Here is a 16,404-nt window from a genome sequence, read left to right as displayed (position 1 = left end):
TATGATGATGGGGAAACGCGTTTCCGTAAAAAGTTTAGGCGAAAAAGTTGGAATACCCGATGATCCCAATCTCCCTAAGGGCTACGCAAGTCCTTTTCAAGTGTAAAATTATGTGGCTAATGAACGTGTCAATAATCTAGATTGGTTCAAAGAAATGAAAACTGCTTCTCCGGCGGTTGTCGCTCGTGAGTAAGTATTAATTCTGGCTAAAATACAAAGTCAACTCCAACGAAATCATCTGGACAACGAGCAATTATTAGCGACACTTTCGTTAATAGCCTTACAGGGGGAAAAAATTCCGAGATGATGACAAAAATAACACAGCTACTGATTTGAATAAAGTTATCAATCAGATAGCTAAGTAATTTGTTAAATTTTCTAGCCCTATCTCTTTAAAAATATGCTACCTATTAGTTGTGCTACCTATTAGTTGGAAAAGATTTCTATAATCTTTACTTCAAATTTTTTAAGGAGATATCGAATGAAAAAATTTATTCTTACACTCTTAACAGTAAGTGCAGTCGAATTAACTGCGCAAACACTGACGGCAGAATTATATCTTTCATCTTTGACAGATAATTTATCGGTCAATTTAAAAGATTTTCCTATACCTAGGCAAGTGATTGCAAGTTACACCAATAATAATGGCATCGACATTAATGAACCAACATTTATAAATGTGACGGGTTCTGCTAATTTGGCTGTTCAAGTATCTAGCCATATAACCTAGTAGAAAAAGGTTATCCAATAATGACAATTTTTTCCACTTCAAACAAGTACCATCTGCCAACTACGACTGGTAGATATAGTCCTTACACTTACCTAAAATTTGCTAACGGCAATCCACCAAGCTGTAATCATTTAAATATAAATAAGTAATATTGTGTACAAAGGATCCTATACTTACGAGGTAAACCTTTTTTGCAACTAAAAAAATACGTGGCTAAAACCCTGCAGCCACTTCTTTAAGCCCTATTTATTTTAGGGAGAAGTCCAGCTTTCGCTGTGGATACAAAGTAAAATTCATCCATTTAAAATAACGACGCAAGCCTTCTTCTAGAGTGAGAAATTCATTGGTATAACCGATTTCTCGCAATTTTGTAATATCGGCTTCTGTGAAACTTTGATACGCGCCTTTTAATTTTTTGGGGAAAGGGATATATTCGATTTTCCCTCCACCATTTAATTGAATTAATATCTTTGCCAAAGCATTAAAAGTGCGTGCCTGGCCCGTGCCGACGTTAAAAATACCCGATTTGTTTGGGTTCGCCAAAAACCATAAATTCACTTTCACCACATCTTCTACAGAGATAAAATCCCGCATCTGTTCCCCATCGGAATAACCATCCCAACCTTCAAATAATTTAACCACCCCGGTTTCACGTAATTGATTCATAAAATGAAAAGCCACACTGGCCATGGATCCTTTATGTTGTTCATGAGGCCCATATACATTTAAATATCGAAGGCCAACAACTTGAGAGTTAATTTGGGAGCACTGTTGCAAATAGTATTGATCGAAGACCCATTTTGAATAACCGTATACGTTTAAAGGTATTTCGCTATCGCTTGATTCTTTAAACTGCTGTTTACCGCCATATACAGCAGCACTAGATGCATAAATCAAAGGGATTTTTCGTTTCATGCAATAATGCAATAGGTGTTTGGAATATTCATAATTATTCCGCATCATATATCGACCATCCCACTCGGTTGTTACCGAACAAGCCCCTTCATGGAAAATTGCTTCGATAGGTCGCCCGAACGATTGATCAGCAATAATTTGATTTAAAAAATCTTCATAATCCAGATAATCATAATATTTTGAAACCGCTAAATTTCGAAATTTCCTGCCATCAGTTAAATCGTCAATAGCAATAATTTCTGTTTGTCCCTGGGCATTGAGACCTTTTAATAAATTACTTCCAATAAATCCTGCAGCACCGGTTACAATAATCACGTCGTTACTCCTCTGACTTTCTCAATTAATTGAGACGTGGAAAAACCCGTTTTAATTGGTATGGTCAATACCTTACCGCCGTTTTTAAGAACGGCGTCTCCTCCGGCAATTTCGTTCAGCTGATAATCATTGCCTTTCACTAAAATATCAGGCAAAACCGCAGCAATTAAACGGGCCGGGGTGTCTTCCGAAAAAGATATAACCCAATCGACAGCACGTAAGGCTGCTAAAACTTCCATCCGTGCGTGCAATGAATTAAGTGGACGTTCGGTTCCTTTCAAACGCGACACTGAGCAATCATCATTAACCGCCACGATTAACCGATTGCCCATTGTCTTAGCAGCTTCCAAGTAATGGATATGTCCCGTATGTAAAATATCGAAGCAACCGTTTGTCATAACAATGCTTTCGCCATAAGCACGCGCATCGGCCACTGCTTGCAACAACTGCGCTTCCGACATTATCCCCGCATGTGAATTTGTCATCTGATGCAAAGCCCGGCGTAACTCAGGGACGGTGACTGTCGCAGCACCTAGTTTTCGCACCACTAAACCCGCAGCCAGATTGGCAAGTTTAGCAGCAGAAATTAAATCAGAACCAGCGGCAAGGGAAGCCGCCATTACAGAAATGACGGTATCCCCGGCACCAGTAACGTCATAAACTTCGCGAGTATGAGCAGCCAGACTGACAGTCAGTTCATTTTTTTCAACTAAAATCATTCCGAGTTTACCGCGGGTAATGAGAATGGCTTCAAAATGATGATTTTGAATTAGGATTCGAGCCTTGGACTTCAATTCTTCTTCTGTTCTACAAGGCCCCACCACTGCTTCAAATTCTTTTAAATTGGGAGTTAACAGCGTAGCGCCTTCATAACGAATAAAATCCGAAGCTTTTGGATCTACTAAGACAGGAAGCCCTTTTTCACGTGCTTTTTTTATTAAAATGGAAGCATTTATCAATGCACCTTTAGCATAGTCCGATAAAACCACAACATTGGTGCCTGAAAGAGACTCCACATAACGGCGCACCAAGGGTTCATCCTGGTAAACGTCTAAACACTTTTCAAAATCCATCCGTAAAAGCTGTTGGTTCGGGCCTAAGATCCGTAATTTTGTGACTGTGTGATAGTTAGGAATGCGGTGGAAAAGACACTGAATTGAATCTGAAGGAAGCAAAGATTCCAATTCTTTTGCTTCACCATCTTCCCCCACTAAACCCAGCAACTCTACTGAAGTCCCTAGTGCCGCTATATTTAAGGCTACGTTCGCCGCGCCTCCAGGGCGGGCTTCACTATGATTGACATTAACTACAGGTACTGGCGCCTCAGGAGAAATCCGCAGGGCAGAACCATACCAATACCGATCTAGCATTAAATCCCCATAAACCACTACATGTGCCTTCTGATAAGAGGGGATGTCAATTTTATCCATCATGGGATTTCTGCCTTTCTTGAAGCAGTTATTATGCGCAGAATCGTCGAAATCGGCAAGGGAGAGGTCAAGAAGCTTTTGGCAATCCTCTAAACCTGAAGTTCTCAATTTAGCTTTTTGGTTCGTCCTTTGATGGTTTTAATCTTCTTGACCAATTTTGGGTAAGATCCTAAATATAGTCAATATGTGGATATTCAGAGATTTTAACCATTTTTGATGAAAGAGGTTAAAAAAATCCATCCTCCCTGTAAAGATATTGCAAGGCCCGAGAGAAGTCGAAAAAAAACTTCGCTACTGGATCATATATGAACTTATAAGCTAGTTCTTTTTTGATGACATTGGAGTGCGTCAGTTCGCAAATAACAATCCAGCACTCTTTTCGATCAATTTCGTGGCCCTTTGAGCTTAAATGAAGCTACGTTAGCATCAGAAATTTTTTCCAAAAAAACGGATGGATGAACAACAGCGTTTATCCCACGCTCAAAATACCCCAATCACTTTCGATTTATGGATTACAGGTTTAACGAAGCTTTATTCCATCGATCTGTGCAGGAATTCCTCGCAGAAAGGGCCCATTATTTTACTCTGAATAATTTGTCGCTTCATGAAATTAGCAAATTGAAAAACTTTTCACATCACTTTTCATTTCCTTCTATTTTTATTCGAGGAAAGATGGCTTGAATTATATGCTAGTCCAGAAATAAGCCACATAAATTACCTTAACGATTTTATCACGACCTTTATTAAAAAAGATATTATTTCAACAATGGGAATTGAGAAAAAAAGCAGCGTTTGCTAAAGCTCTACAATTAATAGACGGACAAGTAGGACAACTGATTAATTATTCTGACATTGCTAAAAATGTTGGTGTCGATGCCACCACGTTGCAATCAATGGATAGCTTTATTAGAAGAAAACGCCATCTTGGGTGGTAGTTTCGCCTTATTTTAATAATTTAAATTAAAGGCTCATTAAAACTCCTAAACTCTATTTTGAAGATGTTGCTCTAGCTGTTCGTCTCAAGGATGGACGCAGGCAGAACCTCTTATAGTAAGCCCTTATTTCGGTGGGTTTCTAGAAAATTTGACATTAACGGAAATAACACAATTTTTCACGAACCGTGCTCAAATTCCACAAATTTATTTTGTACGATCTACGATCCAAGGAAAAAGAAGAAATAGACTTTCTTATTCAGCTGCCCAACAATCAGTACATTGCTATCGAAGTTAAAGCAACACCTATGGACATGAATATTTATCAGCTGCGATTACTAGCATCTTTAGATTTAAATATAATTGATCGATGGATCGTTTCATTTACTCGCTCTGGTGATTTTCGCAACGCTCGCGTGGTTTGTCTCGATGCGTTGTTTAAAAAATTAGCTACAGTTGTCTAAAATAAAAATACTACTTTTTTGCTTACAACTAGGCAGCGTTATCTTTAGGATGTTTACTCGACGCTATGGATCTCTTTTAATTTTTCTTTCTCATAAAATTTGGCATAACGATAAAATGCGTCATAACTATGGCCAATATAGCGATGATAAAACCTGGCCAGCCATCTAAAAAACCTATTCTTAAAAAATAAACTTTTATGAAGGTCCAAACAGTATGAGTGAGGTCTAACGACATCGATACTTCTGCATATCGCTTTTTAAGTCGATCGACGCCAAGTGTCGAATAACGATTGGCTTTGTTCATCATTTCAGATAAATTCTCAAATGGAATTTGTAAGATCGATTTTTTTTTAAATAACCAATGGTTTTTTTACTGTGACATTGATAATTTTGATGTACGATATCCTTAACATAACTCAAACTTCCTTTTCGAAATAATTGTGGTTGGCGATAATCTGGATAGCATCCACCATATTTAATCCAACGACCCAAAAAACATTTTTTGCGCGGAACCTTATAAATATGAACAGCTTTATCAGAATTAATTATTGAAAAAATTTTATCACGAACTTCTGGCGTACAACGCTCGTCCGAATCTAAACTGAAAATCTATTCATATTAGCACACAGCAATCGCTTGGTTCCGCAAATCTCCAAACCCCTTAACCCCTTAAAGTGAAGTTGAACAATTCGTACGCTTAATTTTTCTGCATTTTTCTGCCAATTCTCTGGTACCATCATCGGTACTGTAGAATCTACAATAAGGACTTCATCCGCCCATAAAACGCTTTTAATCGCTGCTTCAATTTTCGATGTTTGATTATAAGCAATAATATTATACGGATAATTTACTTATTGCTGCCACTCATTTTTTCAATAATTTTAAAAGTATTTTTAGGGTTGTGCTTTTCAATAAGAATTTTGCCAGCCTGCTTGGCATTTTCATGAAATTGAGCATAATTTTGGCGGATTTTTACCAAAGCTTCATAAATACTCGTAGGGGAGCTGTCTGTCAAGGCCACCCCTGCCTGAAACCGTTGCGTAACTTCCCCCATCCACGTACTCCTAATAGTAATCAGGGGACATCCCGCATAAAAAGCGTCTAAAGCAACGCCACTGAATTTATTTCGATAACTTTCCAAATCATAAATTAAGAGACAAATGCCTCCCATAAATAATTGCTGATATTCTTTTTGATTCAGTGTGGATTCATGCAAAATTAATTTTGACAAAGGCAATTTTTTAAGTCTCAATAACGCGGTTTTACTTTTGCCGTCGTATCGTCCTGAAGAGGGCGGCGAAGCTTGTACTTCAAAAGTGGTATTTTTTTCTTTTTGAGAAAAATATTCCAAAAAAGAGACCATTTCGGGAAAGCCTTTATCGCTTCTAGCTGACCCGGCATAAATTACTTTTCTAAACGAATTAACTGTACGACACCGCGATAAAGGAGCATAACTGGGACAAAAAACTTGTGCACAATTATGAAAGCCACTCTCTTCAAAAATCTTTAACAAATCTTTCGTTGGTGCCATGACAATAAATTCAGGATGGCATCGAGCTATTTTCTTGAGTAAGTTAATCTTTTCGTCAGAGATTTTAAGTTGGTGAAAATGAAGAAATATTTTTCCTGGATATTTTCTGCTTTTCAAAATGGAATTCAAATAAACTAAATCCATATCACCTGCGGTTGGAATAAAAATAGTTTTATTGGATTGAATCAATGAACGCAAACAAAAAAACTTTTGTATTTTTCGCAATCGATACCAAAAATAATGGTGCAATTGACAGCGTTCATTTGAATATAAATCACGTCCGCGCCGATCGAGCCAAATATGCAATGCATATTTAAAGGTTTCATTAGCATGAATCAAACTCTGGACATAGCCATGGCAATGCCCAGTCTGGTCAGCTAAGGTAGGTTCGAGGATATGGAGTTCACGCATGTGGCATCTTTTAATATTCTTATGTTAAACTGGCGGCTATTCTAACAGTAAATTTAACTCGTTGCCGAGATCATCATGCAGCAAACAATGAGTTTTAAAGGAACTTGGATTGGTAAAAGCGCTGGGATACTACTCGTCGCTTCGGCTCTCCTCCTCCCAATTTCGACTAGCCTCACCTGTATTTTATTCCCTCTTGCAACTATCTTAAGCTTATTCAGCAATTCTTGGCAAGCGAAGATACGAACCATCTGGGCAAATCCTGTAGCAATTTTTTTGATCGCATGGATGTTGCTCTATATTATTGGCTCCTTTTATTGGATTGCGCCTTATCAAGATATATTTCGACAACTCTCCAAAGCTGGGATTTTATTATGTGCCGCTCTTTTAGTTGACTTTTTCTCTGAAACTCGTTGGCAACCATATATCCTCAATGCTTTTTTAGCCGCAATGGTGATTACTTTAATACTTTCCTACATCAAATATTATTGTCATCCCGCTTTTCTTTTTCATTCTCGTTTTGATGAAAGCAGTGTTTTTAAAGACCACATCATTCAAAATTTCTTAATGGTTATCGCTGCCTTTATTTTCATTTATCGATTTCTGAAGAAATTTAGATTTCTTTGGATTTATGGTTTGCTCGCTTTAGCTGCTATTTTTAATGTTATTTTTATTAGCCAAGGACGTTCAGGATATTTTATTTTCGCAGCTCTTCTCTTATACATGGCTATCATTCATTTTGGTTGGCGGGGATTTCTGGGAGCCTTCATTCTCACAATCTTTTTGGCCAGCCTTGCTTATCATTTCTCTAGGGAATTTCAATCTCGCATTCTGGCTATTGCACATAATACCGAACATTATCGACATGGTGAAGTAAAAACGTCCATTGGAATTCGTTTCCAGTCAATGAAAAATGGCTACCTTCTTTATAAAGAAAAGCCCTGGATTGGCCATGGGACCGGAAGTTTTCATACTGCTTATGCTACGCTACCTTCCTCACTCACAAAAGATACTGGCATTATGCAAATCTCTTATAACAGCTATTTAAATACCGCTGTTGAGTTAGGAATCGTTGGGCTTACATTTTTATTATTAAATTTTGCAGTACAATGGCGATATAGCTTTTCTCTTTCCGATGAATATCGCTATTTAATTCAGATTTTATTAGTCAGTATGATCGTGGGTTGTTTTGCTAACCCTTGGTTGAGTGACACTACAGAATTGCATTTGTATGCTTTATTCCTAGCTATTAGTTTCTCGAGAAAAATGGAATCATTTAATTAAGATGCCCACGATGGTTTTTCCCTCTCCTTTACTCAAAGGCTAAGAATAGTTTTCTATCGTTGGCACGTCAGACATTGATAGGTGCGTCGTTGGCTAAGTAGATAATCTATAATGGGTCGATTACATTTCCTGCAAGTTTTCCCAGACCGGCCATATATCAATAATCGCGGTCTAAAAAGACCCGGTTTATCGTCGGGATTTAAAAAATCTTTTAACGTAGTTCCACACTCGGCAATTGCTTTCCTTAAAACTGCTTTTATCGCACGCACTAAGGCAGCACATTGATTCAAAGAAAGTTGATAGGTTAATTGTCGTAGATTTATGCCCGCTTCAAACAATGCTTCATTCGTATAAATATTCCCAACACATCACATGCTACAACGTGTTGCTCCATGATAGCATGTTTACAGTTCACTCGTTTTTTTGAAAAACGCTATATAAATAAATTCCAGAAAAAGCTCGTGACAAGGGCTCTAGACCTAGCTGGCGCAAGGTGGGATGTGTAGGAAAATCTTCTACCCACTTTATAAAACCAAAGCGTCGCGGATCGTCATACATTAAATAGTAAGAGCCTATCGCTATTTGAATATGATCATGGGGTTTTAGAAACTTTTCCTTCATAGACAACCGTAGTGAACCAGAGATCCCAAGATGCCATAACAAGACGCTGTCTTGATTAGTGTTTTTTCGACACATGAAACAAAAGATACTTACCTCGTCGATTAATTTGGTTAAGGATCCCCAATAATTTGTTTAATTTGGGTTCCGTAGGATAACGTAAGTCGCGGCGGAAAATAGAAATAGAATGGATGGTTAAGCCTTCGAGGTGCGGGGCCAATCCTGCGCGGTAGGTTTCAATTTCAGGTAATTCTGGCATGGCTTGTTAAAGTTTACTATTCTGCATATTTATTGAGCACATTCTAGCCTCTTGCATGATACCCTTTATGCTAAAAAGCATCTTCTAAAAGTACACTTCAAAGTTAATACTCTTTATAATCATTAGAGGATTTTCATCATTTAAGGAAAACCGATGATCAAAGTCTACTCCGAAGGAAATAAATTTTCACCTCAGCACGTAACTGCTAAAAATAAAAATTTATTATCGGAAGCCATTTGGATCGATCTTTTAAACCCTTCCGAGGAAGAGGAAAATCTAGTCGAAGACAGCATTGGAAGGGAAGGAATTCCTACATGAAAAGAAATGAAAGAAATTGAATTATCGAGTGGTCTTTATAAAGAAAACGATGCCCTCTATATGACAGTAAATATCATATCTAAATCTGACACGGCATATCCCAAAAGTGATGCAGTTACTCTGATCTTAACTAAAAACAATTTTAATAACAACTCGTTACGTTTAACCTTATTCATTTGCACTATTTATTTCACGTTCATCTAATCACGTTCATCTAAAAAATCTACTAGTAAATTTCGAGAAGTAGATTTACTACTGGAATGGTTGAATATCTCTATCGACTGATTGGCCGACATATTGGAAAATATTTCTCATCGCTTAGAAAATTATTCGCAAATTATATTTAGTTCACAAAAAGAAAAATTTCCAGAAAAGCGTGATTTTCAGTATCATTTGCAGGATATCGGAGCCAGCAGTGATCTAAGCACAAAAGTACAAAGAAAGTTTAATCACTTTTAGTCGCCTAATTTCTTTTTCTGATTAAAAATGTTTCGCCGCCTCCCGATGCCCAACTCAAAGCCGAATTAACCACCCCCTTACTAAGGACATTAATTCACTCACGGATTGCGTTATTTTTCTTTTTTACTAACAAAGTTAATTTTTTATTGGACGCTACTTTGGGAATGGTCAATATAGAACAAAATAATATTATAAAAATATTTTCTATTGCGGCTTGTTATTCTCTTACTACCAACATTAATCGCTAGCATTTATGGTATGAATTTTATTCACATGCCTGAACTCTCTTGGCGATTAGGATATCCATTTACGATTTTGCTCATGTTAGTAGCCGCTTGGTTACCCTATAAATTTTTTAAGAAAAAGAAATGGTTATAATTATCCGCGAGTTCCAAGAGACGTCTCGGCGTTAATTCTTCCATGCAGCGATGGTGTCCATAGGGACAATGACGCTTAAAGCAGGGACTGCATGATAGGGACGATTTCAAAATCTTTGCCTGAGAGGACAACGGCGGAGTAAAATCAGGCGAAGTAGAACCATACACTGCAACAAGAGGCCGCTGAAGCGCTGCTGCGATGTGCATGAGACCAGAATCATTAGTCACCACCAAAGAGGCTAAGGACAATAAATCCACGGCTTCACTCAATTGAGTGACTCCAGCAAGATTTTCGATAGGACGGCTCACCAAAGAAACAATTGAGTCAGTCACCGATTTATCTTTCGCAGAACCAAATAACCAGACCTGCCATCCTTCAGCTAATTTAACATTCGCCACTTCAGCAAAATAGGCAACAGGCCACTGTTTAGAAGGCCCAAATTCAGCTCCCGGACACAAGGAAAGAATAGGAGTGTCGGCGGATAGAGAGAATCGATGAAGAGTTGTATTTACATTCGACTCTGAGATTTGTAATTCAGGATGAGGAAGCTCATCCGGTAAAGATTCGCCTTTCTCTAATCCCAAGGCAATAAAGCGTTGAATCATTAAGGGTAACTGTTTTTTATTTAAATATCGAACATCGTTTAAAAGAGCATAGCGCATTTCCCTCATCCACCCCGTACGCCATGGAACTTTTGCAAACCAGGGAACTAACGCTGATTTATAGGAGTTAGGTAATACGATAGCCTGGTCATATCGACGCTCGCGCAAAGTTAAACCAAGGCGATAACGATCCATCAAGCGAAATTCCCCATGACCAAAAGGAGAATCTAAGGACTCCTGAACTTCAGGCATCCGATCCAACAACGGTTTAGTCCACGCGGGCGCTAAAACATCGATTTGGCACTCAGGCATTCGTTGTTTAAGTAGCTTAAACAACGTTTGGGCCATAACCATATCACCTACCCAGGCAGCCCCGATAATCAATATTTTTCTATTATTTTTCATAAATTACGTTTCAGCTTTTTCCTTAAATTTTTTAAAATCTTTCAAAATATATTCTGCTTCGCAATAAGGGCAGACAAAGTGACCCTCGCTCTCAATAGGTAAGTAAACCCGAGGATGCGCGTCCCAGAGACGATCTTCGGGCATAGGACAGGAAAGAGGCAAATCCTCCTGAGTTATTTCATAACGTCGCCGTGTAGAAGCTTGAGGTTTTTCAGGTTTCGTCATCATTAGTCCTCTTCGAAATTGGGCAATCTTAGCATTTATTCTAATATTGTTTTCATCTTTTATTGCGCGATCAGCGCGCAATCGTAGGGATTTTTGAGGACTGGCCACTGTAGATGCTAAGCTCTGTATCGCTTGATATAATTATTTAAAAATTTAGAATAAGGACTAAGGACTCTTTTCATGGCACGCTATGAATCTTTAAAAACCATTAAGCTCTCGCCTGAAACAACTTTCTTCCGTTCGCATAAATTACCAGAGTTAGCACATCTTGATGATCCCGCATTAGCCGTAATGACCGATTTTTCACAAACGCCCCGCGTGCACAGTCGGTCCTGAGGAACCCCATCGATGATGCCTTGAATGCCATAAAAGTCTATGGTGTTCATTTACTCTTAGTGCGAAATGAAAATGACAACATTATTTGTCAGATCTGAAGATTTCTTAGGCGAACTACCCATTAAAATCAGCCAAGAAAGATGGATTAAACGTTCTCACATTCTAATAAAAATAGTCATGACACCCGCTTGATAAAATCTATGCGTTTGATATGCACACGTTGGAACACGCAAAAGTCGGCAACATCATCGTTATGTTAAAAAAATTTACGCACGCATTATGCGCTTATTATCATAAACGAAAATGAATCCCACCAAACATTACGGGGTATTTTTATTACTTCACAAATCAGACGGCAATTACACATGGATATCTCTTACGCAATCGCCAAAACCTAATCTATTTCGGAACTGCAAAAACGGCAGAAAAAATTTTAATCTTCCACTTCTTCGCCAGTTACGCCCTCAATTTCTATAATATGTCTCAGCTGTTCTAGGGCGTCTATTTGAATTTGACGAACGCGCTCACGCGTGTCAAACCCACTGGCTCTACCTACTTGCCTCTAAGGTGTCTTTTTCATTCTCTCGCAAACCAAAACGAAGAATCACAACCTGACGTTAGCGTTCATCCAACTGATTTAACCAACGTTGAATGTGGTCGTGAAAATCGATATCTTGAATTAATTTAGCAGGATCGATGTTATTGTCGTCCGTCAAAGTATCGACCACCAACTTCTGTCCATCTTCCAAAATGGGAATGTCAGTAGATCATTGTACTCGGCGCTAAATCCATAATCTAACGAATATCTTCCACCGGCTTATCGACTAAATTAGCCACTTCCTCTGGAGTTGCTCCGTGGTCAATTTCTTGGGTTAGTTTTTTTTGGCGCGTAAGTAAATATTAATTCTTTAATGATGTGAATAGGCAACCGCATAGTTCGACTTTGATTCATAATAGCTCTTTCGATAGTTTGACGAATCTACTAAGTGGCATAAGTAGAAAAACGAAATCCTCGCTCAGGATTAAATTTTTCGACCGTGATTATTAAACCTAAATTCCCTTCTTCGATTATTCTTCGATTAAATCGAGAAAAGGCAATCCTCGATTAACATAATGCCGCGTCGCGCGATTTTAACCACCAAACGCAGCAATATTGGCCTCAATCATTTGTTTACGAGCTTCTTTGTCGCCTTTATGCACGCGTCGTGCTATGTCGTGCTATTTTTAATTCTTCTTTTGCACTTAAATAAAGGTTGAAACCTCAATTCTCGTAAATAAATTTGTATAGGATCAAAACTTCGGATCTCACGATGTTTTCGCGTTTTTTCTTTAATTTCTTTAACATTATTAAAAAGAATATCTTCTTTTTTGAAGGTTTTTTCTTTTGTTTCACAAAAATTAAACTGTGATCTTGAACAACTTTTTTCGTATTGCGCGCCGGTCGTTTTTTTATTGCAGTTTTATTTTTTGTTTTCACGGTCATCCTTAAACCTTGATCCCCGACCATGCCATCACTGACACGTTCAATGAAATTCGGTATTATTTCACGACAAGTATCGGAGCGGATTCACTGGTTTGCCGTCACGACGAATTTCAAAATGAAGCATGACACATCCTGCGTCAGTATGCCCCATTTCAGCGATCTTCTGCCCGGAACGAACCCTTCTACCTTCCTTGACGAGGATCCGTTTGTTGAATGCATAAGCGCTGAGATAACTCTCATTGTGCTTTACAATTATAAGATTACCATAACCTCGCACTCCTGCACCACTATAAACGACAATCCCGTCAGCGGCTGCACGAACAGGCTCTCCATATCGCCCCGCAATATCAATCCCTTGATTCCCTATCATTCGTACGGAATAACGTCCGATAATTCGGCCTTGTGCAGGCCAATGCCAACTGGAAACGGGCCGTGCGATATGGGGTGGTTGCCAGTATTTTAACGGAGTTCTCGAAAACGACGTCTGTGTAGCCAATCTCGTTGGAGGGATAATTTTTTTCCCACGAGGAATAATTGTCATCCGCAAAACTTCACCTGGCCGAATCGAATAGAGAGGATTCAAATTATTTACGGCAGCTAATACCCGGTAATCTAAACCGAATGCCCATGCAATGGAATAAATGGTGTCACCAGATTTAACTCGATAAAAACTTGATTTTGCATCGGGCTGCAACCAAACGTTTACGACTGGGGCTAGGTCCGTACTTTTCATACAGCCTACTACTACTATTAATAGCAAGAGTACAACTATTAACCCTAATTTGACTCCCTTATTTTTCAAGCCGTTTCACCCAATTGGCTAATTGATCAAAAGCTTCATAATAAGTAAGGTCTACCCGCAAGGGGGTGATTGAAACACATTGATTGTTGATGGCAAAAAAATCAGTTCCTGGTCCCGCATCCTGTTCAGCTCCTGCCGCTCCTACCCAATAGATAGGATGTCCACGAGGATCGATTTGTCGAATGATCGGCTCAGCCCGATGTCGAGTGCCTAACCGAGTAATTTCAAAACCTTTTAGTTCATGGTAGGGCAGATCCGGTACGTTGATATTTAATATCGTACTCGGAGGCAAGGGATCTTTTAAAATATGATTAATTAATTGGCGAGCCACCTTGGCTGCCGTTTCATGATAACGAAATTGTTCACCCGCTAATGAAACAGCCAGTGCGGGCAAACCCAGAAACCGCCCTTCCATCGCAGCAGCAACGGTACCGGAATACCAAACGTCATCACCTAAATTAGCCCCATCATTAATACCGGCCACCACCATATCCGGCATTTCCGGAAGCACTCCCGTAATAGCTAAATGAACACAATCGGTAGGTGTTCCTTCTACACTGATCATCCCATTTTCTAAATTTTTCATGTGCAAGGGAGCATGTAAAGTTAAAGAATTGCTCGCACCGCTGCGATTACGGTCTGGCGCTACGACGTCCACGCAACCGAGCTCTTTTAACGTTTTAGCTAAAATTGATAGTCCTTTGGCATAAACACCATCATCGTTTGAAAGCAATAAGTGCATTTTTTTATCTGAGGTATTTTTCATCGAGGAAGCTTAACATTTTGCATCTAATTTGACGATAAAGAAAAGATTTTCTACATTTATCGAGATTGGATTAAAAACCAAGCGTTACTAAATATCTTCGTAAACTATGAATACCCTATTTTTTGATGAATAAGCTGGACCTGCATAGGAAACTTCTAGAACTGCTGAGAAGGATTAAGGATTAGCAATTTGATAAAACACTTCGCCTTTTTTAATCATTCCTAAATCATTCCGAGCATGTTCTTCTATAGCTTGATTACCGTGTTTTAAGTCAAAAATATCAGCCATTAATACTGCATTACGCTCTGCTAATTTTTTGTTCGCGGCCATTTGATAATTAAGATTCTCATGAAGGCGATAGGCCGATAAAATACCACCTGCTGCAAACCATAATTCGTACTGTAATAAAAAGAAAAAAGCAACGAGAATTAAAACAATCGCTCGCATTTTTAACCTCGTTTTCTCTTAAAAAGGAAATCCTTCCCTGCCGCTATAGGGCGCTTGTTCACCGAGTTCGCGCTCAATTTGTAGAAGACGATTATATTTTGCCACCCGGTCGGATCGACACAAAGAACCTGTTTTTATTTGCCCTGCAGTAGTTGCCACCGCTAAATCAGCAATTGTAGTATCTTCGGTTTCCCCGGAACGATGAGAAATAATAACGCCATAATCAGCACTCTTAGCTAAACCCACTGTAGCTAACGTTTCTGTTAAGGTCCCGATTTGATTAAGTTTAATTAAAACGGCATTTCCTACGCCATTTTCAATACCTTCTTCGAGAATTTTCGAGTTTGTGACAAAAATATCATCCCCCACCAATTGCACTCTTTTTCCGAAGCGTTTAGTTAATAATTCCCACCCCCCCCAATCATTTTCTGAGAGTCCATCCTCAATTGAAATAAGAGGATATTTTTTAGTCCATTCTATATATCGATTGATTAGCACTTCACCGGTGAGTTTATTATTTTCAAAAAGATAATAACCTTCTTGATAGAGTTCTGAGCTCGCTGCATCGAGAGCTAAATAAATATCCTTTCCCGGAATATAATGAGCATCTTCAATAGCTTCTAAAATTAATTCAAATGCTGCCTCGGTGTGCGATAAATCTGGCGCAAAGCCGCCCTCATCACCTACTGCCGTCATTAACCCCCGTGATATCAAACGGCGCTTTAACGCATGAAAAACTTCAGTCCCATAACGTAAAGCCTCGGCAAAAGTCGAAGCCCCTAGAGGAACAATCATAAATTCCTGAAAATCCAAATTATTATTCGCGTGAACCCCACCATTTATGATATTCATCATGGGAACAGGCATACTAAAAGGACCGTCGCCCCCTAAATAGCGGTACAACGGTAAATTAGCGTCGTTGGCGGCGGCGTAAGCTATTGCTAATGAAACACCCAGAATCGCATTGGCACCTAAGTTGGCTTTATTTTTACTTCCATCCAATTCAATCATGATGCGATCGATATCTTCCTGCGAGCCGGGATCTTGACCTAACAAAGCATCTCGAATAGGGCCATTTACATTTTCCACTGCTTGCAAAACACCCTTCCCTCCATAACGGTCAGGATCGTTATCGCGCAATTCTATGGCTTCATGCTCACTGGTCGAAGCTCCAGAAGGCACAGCGGCAAAACCTCGCGCATGTGAAGATAACGTAACTTCCACCGCAATGGTAGGATTGCCACGGGAGTCTAAAATTTCACGAGCATCAATGTTAGTAATGGTAGTTGTCATGGTT

19 protein-coding genes and 1 pseudogene are annotated in these 16,404 nt (G+C 39.0%); 7 read left to right on the top strand and 13 right to left on the bottom strand.

The features are described from left to right. Positions 1-481 precede the first annotated feature (481 nt). A complete protein-coding gene (locus CleRt_RS01220) occupies positions 482-730 on the top strand; it encodes a hypothetical protein (RefSeq protein WP_048874896.1) in 249 nt (82 codons plus the stop codon). A gap of 246 nt (positions 731-976) precedes the next feature. Here the strand turns inward: CleRt_RS01220 and rfaD are convergent, their stop codons facing one another. Beyond that, positions 977-1,960: an ADP-glyceromanno-heptose 6-epimerase gene (rfaD, locus tag CleRt_RS01215; RefSeq protein WP_048874895.1), complete on the bottom strand. Its 984-nt coding sequence runs from the start codon at positions 1,958-1,960 to the stop codon at positions 977-979. Then, complete coding sequence (gene hldE / locus CleRt_RS01210; RefSeq protein WP_048874894.1) at positions 1,957-3,393, bottom strand: bifunctional D-glycero-beta-D-manno-heptose-7-phosphate kinase/D-glycero-beta-D-manno-heptose 1-phosphate adenylyltransferase HldE; 1,437 nt, start codon at positions 3,391-3,393, stop codon at positions 1,957-1,959. The genes rfaD and hldE overlap by 4 nt, the downstream gene beginning before the upstream one ends. A 770-nt stretch (positions 3,394-4,163) precedes the next feature. On the opposite strand from hldE, the gene CleRt_RS09750 reads away from it, so the two are divergent. After that, positions 4,164-4,325: a hypothetical protein gene (locus CleRt_RS09750; protein ID WP_157870775.1), complete on the top strand. Its 162-nt coding sequence runs from the start codon at positions 4,164-4,166 to the stop codon at positions 4,323-4,325. A gap of 209 nt (positions 4,326-4,534) precedes the next feature. Next, entirely contained in the window at positions 4,535-4,786 is a 252-nt protein-coding gene (locus CleRt_RS01205; RefSeq protein WP_162198798.1) for a DUF4143 domain-containing protein, read from the top strand. 847 nt (positions 4,787-5,633) lie between these two features. Here CleRt_RS01205 and CleRt_RS01195 read toward each other — a convergent pair. Further along, positions 5,634-6,728, bottom strand: a complete 1,095-nt coding sequence (locus tag CleRt_RS01195) for a glycosyltransferase (RefSeq protein WP_048874892.1) — start codon at positions 6,726-6,728, stop codon at positions 5,634-5,636. Positions 6,729-6,803: 75 nt separating this feature from the next. On the opposite strand from CleRt_RS01195, the gene CleRt_RS01190 reads away from it, so the two are divergent. Next, complete coding sequence (locus CleRt_RS01190; RefSeq protein WP_048874891.1) at positions 6,804-8,009, top strand: O-antigen ligase family protein; 1,206 nt, start codon at positions 6,804-6,806, stop codon at positions 8,007-8,009. A gap of 53 nt (positions 8,010-8,062) precedes the next feature. Here CleRt_RS01190 and CleRt_RS13845 read toward each other — a convergent pair whose 3' ends face one another. Genes CleRt_RS13845 through CleRt_RS12935 form a run of 3 tightly spaced genes read right to left on the bottom strand, consistent with a single transcriptional unit; the run spans position 8,063 to position 8,886 of the window. Then, on the bottom strand, positions 8,063-8,365 hold the full coding sequence (locus CleRt_RS13845; RefSeq protein ID WP_082160396.1) for a hypothetical protein: 303 nt from the start codon (positions 8,363-8,365) through the stop codon (positions 8,063-8,065). Between the two features lie 55 nt (positions 8,366-8,420). After that, entirely contained in the window at positions 8,421-8,705 is a 285-nt protein-coding gene (locus CleRt_RS12940) for a DNA-formamidopyrimidine glycosylase family protein (RefSeq protein WP_082160395.1), read from the bottom strand. Next, positions 8,686-8,886, bottom strand: a complete 201-nt coding sequence (locus CleRt_RS12935) for a DNA-formamidopyrimidine glycosylase family protein (RefSeq protein ID WP_048874888.1) — start codon at positions 8,884-8,886, stop codon at positions 8,686-8,688. Before CleRt_RS12935 ends, CleRt_RS12940 begins: the two co-directional genes overlap by 20 nt. Before the next feature lie 153 nt (positions 8,887-9,039). On the opposite strand from CleRt_RS12935, the gene CleRt_RS09745 reads away from it, so the two are divergent. Together CleRt_RS09745 and CleRt_RS10655 are read left to right on the top strand one after the other, a co-directional pair. Continuing rightward, positions 9,040-9,204, top strand: coding sequence for a hypothetical protein (locus CleRt_RS09745; protein ID WP_157870773.1), 165 nt, complete (start codon positions 9,040-9,042; stop codon positions 9,202-9,204). 717 nt (positions 9,205-9,921) lie between these two features. Beyond that, entirely contained in the window at positions 9,922-10,041 is a 120-nt protein-coding gene (locus CleRt_RS10655) for a CorA family divalent cation transporter (protein WP_200899568.1), read from the top strand. On the opposite strand, the gene waaF is transcribed toward CleRt_RS10655, so the two are convergent. Then, on the bottom strand, positions 10,008-11,048 hold the full coding sequence (waaF, locus tag CleRt_RS01170; protein ID WP_048874887.1) for a lipopolysaccharide heptosyltransferase II: 1,041 nt from the start codon (positions 11,046-11,048) through the stop codon (positions 10,008-10,010). The two genes, CleRt_RS10655 and waaF, sit on opposite strands and share 34 nt — an antisense overlap. Positions 11,049-11,051: 3 nt before the next feature. Continuing rightward, entirely contained in the window at positions 11,052-11,276 is a 225-nt protein-coding gene (locus CleRt_RS01165) for a zinc-finger domain-containing protein (protein WP_048875755.1), read from the bottom strand. A 177-nt stretch (positions 11,277-11,453) separates the two neighbouring features. On the opposite strand from CleRt_RS01165, the gene CleRt_RS11210 reads away from it, so the two are divergent. After that, positions 11,454-11,609: a hypothetical protein gene (locus tag CleRt_RS11210; protein WP_235379121.1), complete on the top strand. Its 156-nt coding sequence runs from the start codon at positions 11,454-11,456 to the stop codon at positions 11,607-11,609. Positions 11,610-12,042: 433 nt separating this feature from the next. Here the strand turns inward: CleRt_RS11210 and CleRt_RS10650 are convergent. From CleRt_RS10650 to eno, 5 genes and pseudogenes are all read right to left on the bottom strand, one after another. Then, positions 12,043-13,071 (bottom strand): annotated as a pseudogene (locus CleRt_RS10650) (sigma-70 family RNA polymerase sigma factor); the annotation flags it as partial. An 82-nt stretch (positions 13,072-13,153) separates the two neighbouring features. Further along, positions 13,154-13,825: a peptidoglycan DD-metalloendopeptidase family protein gene (locus tag CleRt_RS01145; protein WP_048875754.1), complete on the bottom strand. Its 672-nt coding sequence runs from the start codon at positions 13,823-13,825 to the stop codon at positions 13,154-13,156. 58 nt (positions 13,826-13,883) lie between these two features. Further along, complete coding sequence (gene surE / locus CleRt_RS01140; RefSeq protein ID WP_048875753.1) at positions 13,884-14,636, bottom strand: 5'/3'-nucleotidase SurE; 753 nt, start codon at positions 14,634-14,636, stop codon at positions 13,884-13,886. A gap of 198 nt (positions 14,637-14,834) precedes the next feature. Next, complete coding sequence (gene ftsB, locus CleRt_RS01135; RefSeq protein WP_048874885.1) at positions 14,835-15,107, bottom strand: cell division protein FtsB; 273 nt, start codon at positions 15,105-15,107, stop codon at positions 14,835-14,837. Between the two features lie 18 nt (positions 15,108-15,125). Continuing rightward, on the bottom strand, positions 15,126-16,400 hold the full coding sequence (gene eno, locus CleRt_RS01130) for a phosphopyruvate hydratase (RefSeq protein ID WP_048874884.1): 1,275 nt from the start codon (positions 16,398-16,400) through the stop codon (positions 15,126-15,128). Between the last annotated feature and the right edge of the window lie 4 nt (positions 16,401-16,404).

This window comes from Candidatus Coxiella mudrowiae (genome assembly GCA_001077715.1).
Taxonomy (GTDB): Bacteria; Pseudomonadota; Gammaproteobacteria; order Coxiellales; family Coxiellaceae; genus Coxiella; species Coxiella mudrowiae.
The sequence above is the reverse complement of the archived record's forward strand: the minus strand, read 5'-3'. Positions and strand labels throughout refer to the sequence as shown.